This is a genomic window from Streptomyces sp. NPDC048349, assembly GCF_040651925.1.
Taxonomy (GTDB): Bacteria; Actinomycetota; Actinomycetes; order Streptomycetales; family Streptomycetaceae; genus Streptomyces.
On sequence record NZ_JBEZLA010000041.1, the window covers coordinates 24885 to 32588 of the forward strand.

At 72.3% G+C, this 7704-nt stretch carries 7 protein-coding genes; 4 read left to right on the forward strand and 3 right to left on the reverse strand.

Features of this window, described 5'->3' with window-relative positions:
- Nucleotides 1-10: 10 nt before the first annotated feature.
- Nucleotides 11-787, reverse strand: coding sequence for a TSUP family transporter (locus AB0D44_RS22195; RefSeq protein ID WP_362593663.1), 777 nt, complete (start codon nt 785-787; stop codon nt 11-13).
- Between the two features lie 269 nt (nt 788-1056).
- On the opposite strand from AB0D44_RS22195, the gene AB0D44_RS22200 reads away from it, so the two are divergent.
- From AB0D44_RS22200 to nirD, 3 genes are read left to right on the forward strand one after another with little or no spacing between them, the layout of a single operon-like run.
- Complete coding sequence (locus AB0D44_RS22200) at nt 1057-2307, forward strand: FAD-dependent oxidoreductase (protein ID WP_362593665.1); 1251 nt, start codon at nt 1057-1059, stop codon at nt 2305-2307.
- A gap of 1 nt (nt 2308) precedes the next feature.
- Nucleotides 2309-4834 carry a nitrite reductase large subunit NirB gene (gene nirB, locus AB0D44_RS22205; protein WP_362593668.1) on the forward strand — a complete coding sequence of 842 codons (2526 nt, stop codon included), beginning with the start codon at nt 2309-2311 and terminating at the stop codon, nt 4832-4834.
- The gene (gene nirD / locus AB0D44_RS22210; RefSeq protein WP_069920199.1) at nt 4831-5163 is read left to right on the forward strand and encodes a nitrite reductase small subunit NirD; all 333 of its coding nucleotides are present in this window, start codon (nt 4831-4833) and stop codon (nt 5161-5163) included. The genes nirB and nirD overlap by 4 nt, the downstream gene beginning before the upstream one ends.
- A gap of 6 nt (nt 5164-5169) precedes the next feature.
- Here the strand turns inward: nirD and AB0D44_RS22215 are convergent, their stop codons facing one another.
- Both AB0D44_RS22215 and AB0D44_RS22220 read right to left on the reverse strand, forming a co-directional pair.
- Nucleotides 5170-5580, reverse strand: a complete 411-nt coding sequence (locus tag AB0D44_RS22215) for a VOC family protein (RefSeq protein ID WP_362593671.1) — start codon at nt 5578-5580, stop codon at nt 5170-5172.
- A 134-nt stretch (nt 5581-5714) separates the two neighbouring features.
- Complete coding sequence (locus AB0D44_RS22220) at nt 5715-6176, reverse strand: group III truncated hemoglobin (RefSeq protein ID WP_362593673.1); 462 nt, start codon at nt 6174-6176, stop codon at nt 5715-5717.
- 293 nt (nt 6177-6469) lie between these two features.
- Here AB0D44_RS22220 and AB0D44_RS22225 point away from each other — a divergent pair, with 293 nt between their 5' ends.
- Nucleotides 6470-7630, forward strand: coding sequence for an alkaline phosphatase PhoX (locus tag AB0D44_RS22225; protein WP_362593676.1), 1161 nt, complete (start codon nt 6470-6472; stop codon nt 7628-7630).
- Nucleotides 7631-7704: the final 74 nt, after the last annotated feature.

Consider the following 7704-nt stretch of genomic DNA (forward strand, 5'->3'; position numbering starts at 1 on the left):
ACCGCCTCCCCTATCCCCATTGCTCGAAACCGAGCTTGACCACGAGCGCGCCCACCACCGTCAGCAGCACGCCGCGGACGAAGCCGCTGCCCTTCTTCAGGGCCATACCGGCGCCGATCATGCCGCCGGCCAGGTTGAACGCGGCCATCAGCGCGGCCAGCTGCCACAGCACCATGCCCTGGTAGGCGAACATCACGAGCGCCCCGGCGTTGGTGCAGACGTTGACGATCTTGGCGGTCGCGGAGGCGGTGACCAGGTCGAGGTGGAGCAAGGCGGTCAGTGCGAGCACCAGGAAGGTGCCGGTGCCCGGTCCGATGAGCCCGTCGTAGAAGCCGATGCCGAGGCCGGCGAGAGCGATGGCGAGCAGCACCCGCTGCCTGCTGACGGGCGAGGCGCTCGGGGCGGTGCCGAAGGCGGGCCGCAAGAGCACGAAGGCGGCGACGACCACCAGCACCACCATGATCAGCGGGCGGAGCGCGTCCTTGCTGATGCCGCCGGCCAGCGCGGCGCCGCCCATCGATCCGGCGAGGGCTGCGAGGCCGATGCGGACGGCGAGCTTCACGTCCACCGGGGCCCTGCGGAGATACGTCACGGCCGCGCCGGTCGTACCGACGATGGCGACGGCCTTGTTGGTGCCGAGCACGGTGGCGGGGTGGGCGTTCGGCAGGCCGAGCAGCAGGGCGGGGAGGAGCAGCAGGCCGCCGCCGCCCACCACCGCGTCGATCCAGCCGGCCGCCGCCGCGGCCACGCACAGCACGATGATCATGATCAGGGATATGTCAGGCACAACCTGACCCTATGGACCTGTCGGGGACTGGATCCATCAATCCCCGGAAACTTGCGCAAAGGTTGAGCTTTGCCGGGCCGGCGCCCGGTCCGGGGCGACCGGAGCCGCCCGGGCCACGCCCGGAGCGGGCCGGTCAGGCGCGCGACGGTGGCGAACAAGCGGCCTTCGGGAAGGCCTCACGGACGCCTATCCCCTGCGCTGAGGGCGGCGTTCCGTCCGGGTAACAACAGCGATGCGGCGGGGAAACAGCGGACCCGCACGCTCGGGGCATGACCTCGAAGCAGCGTGTGGTGGTGATCGGCGGCGGCCTCGCGGGCCTGCGGCTCGCTGCGCGGTTGGCCGGCGGTGCGGCGGTGACCGTACTCGGCGAGGAGCAGCACGTTCCGTACAACCGGGTGCTGCTCGCCGAGGTGCTGGCGGGCCGGTACGCGCCGGAGGTGGCCGCGCTCCCGGCGGCCGGTCCGGCGCTGCGCCGCGGAGTGCGTGCGGTCCGCGTCGACCGCGCCGACCGGACGGTCCACTGCGACGACGGCGCGGCTCTGGCGTACGACACGCTGGTCCTGGCGACCGGCTCCAACCCGGTGCTGCCGCCGCTGCGGGGCCTGTTCGAGCCCGAGGGGCGGGAACTGCCGGACGGGGTGCACGCGTTCCGCACGATGGACGACTGCCTGGCGCTCTCGCAGGCCGTACGGCCGGGTGTGCGGGCGGTGGTGATCGGCGGGGGCCTGCTGGGCGTCTCGGCGGCCAGGGCGCTGGCCGCTCGGGGTGCTCAGGTGGTCCTCGCGCAGCAGGCGGCCCGCCTGATGGAACGCCAGCTGGACGCCGAGGCCTCCGCCCTGCTGCACGCACACCTGACCGGGCTCGGCGTCGAGATCCACACGGAATGCCGGGTCCGCGGCCTGACCACGTCGCCCGCGGCGCCCGGCCGCGGTGCGCAGGGCCACCGCACGGTCAGCGGGGTCGAGCTCGCCGACGGGTACCGGCTCGACGCCGATCTCGTCGTGCTCGCCTGCGGCGTACGGCCCCGCACCGGGCTCGCCCAGGCCGCGGGGCTCGACGTGCGCAAGGGCATCGTGGTCGACGACCGGCTGCGCACCAGCGACCCCCGGATCCACGCCATCGGCGACTGCGCCGAGCACGACGGCCAGGTGTACGGGCTCGCGGGAGCCGCGCTGGAACAGGCCGACGTCCTGGCCGACGTCCTCAACGGCGCGGACGCCGCGTACAGCGGCACCCGCGCCCTCACCCGCCTCACCCTCACCACCCCCGGAGGCGCCGGAACCGGCCCCTTCGACCTCGCCTGCTTCGGCGAGACGACCCCCCGCCCCGGCGACGACGTGGTCCGCTTCGCCGACGCCACCCGGCGGACCTACCGGACGGTCGTCCTGCGCGACGACCGCCTCGTCGGCGGGGTCCTGCTCGGCGAACTCTCCACCGTGGGCGCCGTCGCCCGCACCTGGGAGGGCGACGAGGCACCCCTCGACCTGTTCCACCTGCTCACCGACGACGGAGGCCACTGACATGACCGAGCCCCTGCCCGCGATCGTGCTCATCGGGCACGGCATGGTCGGCCAGCGCTACCTGGAGGCGCTCGCCGAGCGCGGTGCGACCCGGTCCCACCGGATCACCGTGCTCTGCGAGGAGCCCCGGCCCGCCTACGACCGCGTCCACCTGACCTCGTACTTCTCCGGCAGCACCGCCGAGGACCTGTCCATGACCCCGCCCGGGTTCATGCAGGAGCACGGCATCGACCTGCGCCTCGGCGACCCGGCCGAGGCCATCGACCGGGCCGCCCGTACCGTCACCTCGCGCTCCGGGCAGGTGTTCCCGTACGACGTCCTGGTCCTGGCCACCGGCAGCTTCCCCTTCGTGCCGCCCGTCCCGGGCAAGGACGCCCCCGGCTGCTTCGTCTACCGCACGATCGAGGACCTCCTCGCCATCGAGGAGTACGCCAAGGGCCGCACCAGCGGCGCGGTCGTCGGTGGCGGCCTCCTCGGCCTCGAAGCCGCCGGCGCCCTCCAGGGGCTCGGACTCGCCACCCGCGTGGTGGAGTTCGCGCCGCGCCTGATGCCCGTGCAGGTCGACGAGGGCGGCGGCGCGGCGCTGCTGCGCACCATCGAGTCCATGGGCCTCACCGTCCACACCGGTGTCGGCACCCAGGAGGTGCTGACCGGCGAGGACGGCCGCGTCAACGGCATGCGGCTCTCCGACGGTTCTGCCGTCGAGACCGACCTCGTGGTCTTTTCCGCCGGTGTCCGCCCCCGCGACCAGCTGGCCCGGGACGCGGGCCTGGACGTCGGCGAGCGCGGCGGTATCGCGGTCGACTCCCGCTGCCGCACCTCCGACCCGCACGTCTACGCCATCGGCGAGTGCGCGCTGGCCTGCGACGGCCGCGTCTACGGCCTGGTCGCCCCCGGCTACGAGATGGCCGAGACCGCCGCCGACGACCTGCTGGGCCGGGAGAAGGAGTTCACCGGGGCCGACCTGTCCACCAAGCTCAAGCTGCTCGGGGTGGACGTGGCCTCCTTCGGCGACGCGCACGGCAGCGCCCCCGACAGCCTGGACGTCGTCTGGTCCGACTCCCGCTCCGGCGTCTACAAGAAGCTGGTCGTCTCCCCGGACGGGGTCCTGCTCGGCGGGGTCCTGGTCGGCGACGCGGACGCGTACGGCCTCCTGCGCCCGCTCACCGGCAGCGTGCCGCCCGTCGCCCCCGAGCAGCTGGTCCTGCCGGCCGGTCTGGGCGCGCCCGTCGCGCTCGGGCCGTCCTCGCTCCCCGACGACGCGGTGATCTGCTCCTGCCACAACGTCACCAAGAAGGCCATCACCGCCTGCGCCACGCTCCCCGAGGTCAAGAAGTGCACCAAGGCGGGCACCGGCTGCGGCAGCTGCGTCAAGGTCATCGGGCAGCTGCTGCCCGCGGCCGCCGACAAGGGGCTGTGCGGCTGCTTCCCCTTCACCCGCGCCGAGCTCTACGAGATCGTCCGCACCCGGCGGCTGGTCTCGTACCAGGAGCTCCTGGACGGCCACGGCCGCCCGGAGGCCCGCGGCGGCGACGGTTGCGAGGTGTGCAAGCCCACCGTGGGCTCGATCATCGCCTCGCTCGCCCCGAGCGTCGGCGCCAGCGGGTACGTCCTGGAAGGGGAGCAGGCCGCGCTCCAGGACACCAACGACCACTTCCTCGCGAACATGCAGCGCAACGGCTCCTACTCGGTGGTGCCGCGCATTCCCGGTGGTGAGATCACCCCGGACAAGCTGATCGTGATCGGCGAGGTGGCCCGCGACTTCGGTCTCTACACGAAGATCACCGGTGGTCAGCGGATCGACCTCTTCGGCGCGAGCGTGGACCAGCTCCCGCGGATCTGGGCCCGGCTCGTCGACGCCGGGTTCGAGTCCGGGCACGCGTACGGCAAGGCCCTGCGGACGGTGAAGTCCTGCGTGGGGCAGACCTGGTGCCGCTACGGGGTGCAGGACAGCGTGCGGATGGCCATCGACCTGGAGCTGCGCTACCGGGGCCTGCGCGCCCCGCACAAGCTGAAGTCGGCGGTCTCCGGTTGCGCCCGCGAGTGCGCGGAGGCGCAGAGCAAGGACTTCGGCGTCATCGCGACGGCGAGCGGCTGGAACCTGTACGTGGGCGGCAACGGCGGGGCCACCCCGCGCCACGCCGACCTCCTCGCGCAGGACCTGTCCGATGCGGAACTGGTCCGGCTGATCGACCGGTTCCTGATGTTCTACATCCGCACCGCCGACCGGCTGGAGCGGACCTCGACCTGGCTGGAGCGGCTGGAGGGCGGCCTGGCCCACCTGCGGGACGTGGTCGTGCACGACTCGCTGGGGCTGTGCGCGGAGCTGGAGGCCCTGATGGCCGACCACGTGGCGCACTACCGCGACGAATGGGCCGAGACGCTCGAGGACCCGGAGCGGCTGCGCCGGTTCGTGTCCTTCGTCAACGCGCCCGGAGCACCCGACCCGACCGTGAAGTTCGTCCCCGAGCGTGACCAGGTCAAGCCCGACCTGGCCGTCCTGACCATAGGAGGAGCCGTCCGATGACCGTCGAACTGCGGGTGGCCGAAGGCTGGCTGACGGTGTGCGAGCTGTCCGCGCTGGTCCCCGGGCGCGGGGTCGCGGCCCTGCTGCCCGACGGGAGTCAGGCCGCGGTGTTCGTCGACCGCGCGGGGCGTCCGTACGCCATCGGCAACCAGGACCCCTTCACGGGCGCGCACGTGCTGTCGCGGGGGCTGCTGGGGAGTGCGGCGGGCCGGCCCTTCGTGGCCTCGCCGCTGCTCAAGCAGCGCTTCGACCTGGAGTCGGGGCGCTGTCTGGACGACGAGGAGGTGGCGGTCCGGACCTACCCGGTGCGGACCGCCGCGACCTCGTAGCCGGCATCAACCCTCGATGGCGGCCGGGTCCATCCAGACGTACTCCCACACGTGGTGGTCCAGGTCCTCGAAGGCGCGGCCGTACATGAAGCCCATGTCGATGGCCGGCCGCGGTTCGGTGGCACCGGCCGCGAGCGCGGCGTCGACGACCTCGTCGACCTTGGCGCGGCTGTCCGCGCTGAGGGCGACCATCACCTCGGTGGTCTTGGCGGCGTCGGCGACCGGCTTGGTGGCGAACTCCTTGAACTTCGCCTCGGTCAGCAGCATCGCGAAGATGGTGTCGCTGATCACCAGGGAAGCGGCGGTGTCGTCGGTGAACTGCGGGTTGAAGGAGTAGCCGAGCTTCTCCCAGAAGGCCTTGGCGGCGTCCAGGTCCTTGACCGGCAGGTTGACGAAGATCATCTGGGGCTGGGACATCTCGGTCTCTCTTCTCTCGCGCGGCGTTCGCTGCTTTCGAGGGGTAGACCGGGGGCCCGAAGGAAACTCATCGCTGCCGCCGAAGTTTTTTCGAGATTTCTTCCCGGCCCTGCCCTGCGGCACGAAACCGCAGGTCAGGCCACCGAGCGGAGCTCCACTGCCGCCAGCGGGACGAAACCGAGGCCGTCCTCGCCCTCCATCGACGCCTCGGGGCCCGCGAGCCGCTTGTGCAGGGCCAGCGCGATCCGCTCGCCCTGCGCCTTGGCCCGCTCTGCGTTCGGACCCCGGTGCAGGCCGTCGATGGTCGCGTGCCACAGCTGGACCCAGCGCCCGAAGTCGGCGGCGGTCAGCGCCCGCGCCGCGTTCAGGGCCGCGTGGGGGGCGAAGGCGTCGCGCCGGTAGGCGGCGGTGCGGAACAGGGCCCGCTCCCAGAAGTCGGTGATCCGCGGCAGGTGGGCCTCGAGGTCCGTGCCGGCGATCTCGGTGAAGAAGGGCCCGATCCGGGGATCGGCGAAGGCAGCGGTGTAGAACCGGCGCAGCACGACGTCGAGGTCGGCGCGGCCCGCGATGTCGTCGGCGGCGGCGAAGTGGCTCATTGCTCCACCATCTTTCCCCATGGCAGCCCTTCCCAGGGGCGAAAGTCCCGCCGGAGGTCACACCCGTGCCGGTGGACCGGGGCGGCGGCAGCAGCCGCACGCGGTGGAGGTGCACAAGGCCCTCTGGAAGGAGCGCCTGGGTGCCCTGAAATCCCTGCTGGAGGATTGAACCTGACCGGTCGCTCGGACGTAATGAGGAGTTGGCGCCACGTCAACTGGCGCCTCCTAGGTTCCTCGACGCGTGCGACCCCGCGTCCGACCGGCCGCGGGGCCTTCCTCCCACAGGAGTGACCGTGGAACGTCGTACCTTCCTGCGCGGCGCAGTGATCGGTTCGTCGGCCGCCGCCTTCGGCGGCACCCTGATGCACGGCGCCGCCTACGCGGCGCCCGCCCAGCCGGGCGCCGGACCGTACGGAGCACTCGGCGCGGCGGACGCGAACGGCATCCAGCTGCCGGCCGGCTTCAGCAGCCGGGTGATCGCCCGCTCGGGCCAGACCGTCAGCGGCACCTCGTACACCTGGCACAGCGCCCCGGACGGCGGCGCGTGTTTCGCCGACGGCACGGGATGGATCTACGTGTCGAACTCGGAGATCAACCCCTCCGGCGGCGCGAGCGCGGTCCGGTTCAACTCCTCCGGCACCGTCATCGGCGCCCACCGGATCCTGTCCAACACCCGGCAGAACTGCGCGGGCGGCAAGACCCCGTGGAACACCTGGCTGTCCTGCGAGGAGGTCAGCCTCGGCTACGTCTACGAGACCGACCCCTACGGCGTGAACGCGGCCGTCCAGCGCCCGGCCATGGGCCGCTTCAAGCACGAGGCGGCCGCGGCGGACCCGGTGCGCCAGGTGATCTACCTGACCGAGGACGAGACGAACGGCTGCTTCTACCGCTTCGTCCCGACGACCTGGGGCAACCTCGCCTCGGGCACCCTCCAGGTCCTCGTGGCCGGCACGGCCACCTCGGGCTCCTTCACCTGGCAGAACGTCCCGGACCCGGACGGCTCGCCGACCGCGACCCGCAGCCAGGTCTCCGCCTCGAAGAAGTTCAACGGCGGCGAGGGCTGCCACTACGCCAACGACACCGTCTGGTTCACCACCAAGGGCGACAACCGCGTCTGGCAGCTCAACCTCGCCACCAGCACGTACGAGCTGGCGTACGACGACTCCCTCGTGCCGGGCGGCGCGGCCCCGCTGACGGGCGTGGACAACGTCACCGGGTCTTCGTACGGCGACCTGTACGTGGCCGAGGACGGCGGCAGCATGGAGATCTGCGTGATCACCCCGGACGACGTGGTGGCGCCGTTCCTGCGGATCACCGGCCAGTCCTCCTCGGAGATCACCGGCCCGGCCTTCTCCCCCGCGGGCAACCGGCTCTACTTCTCCAGCCAGCGCGGTACGAGCGGCAGCTCGTCGGGCGGCATCACCTACGAGGTGACGGGCCCGTTCCGCACCTGAGCCCCGTCCCGCCGCGGCCCCCGGCACGAGGGAGTCGTCGTACGCCAGCTCGTACGTGCTGGTGGCGAGGTTGA

Coding starts and splice junctions, on each gene's coding strand:
- AB0D44_RS22200 (WP_362593665.1), top strand. CDS start 1,057: ATGACCTCGAAGCAGCGTGTGGTGGTGATCGGCGGCGGCCTCGCGGGC.
- AB0D44_RS22220 (WP_362593673.1), bottom strand. CDS start 6,176: ATGAGCCACTTCGCCGCCGCCGACGACATCGCGGGCCGCGCCGACCTC.
- nirD (WP_069920199.1), top strand. CDS start 4,831: ATGACCGTCGAACTGCGGGTGGCCGAAGGCTGGCTGACGGTGTGCGAG.
- AB0D44_RS22215 (WP_362593671.1), bottom strand. CDS start 5,580: ATGTCCCAGCCCCAGATGATCTTCGTCAACCTGCCGGTCAAGGACCTG.
- nirB (WP_362593668.1), top strand. CDS start 2,309: ATGACCGAGCCCCTGCCCGCGATCGTGCTCATCGGGCACGGCATGGTC.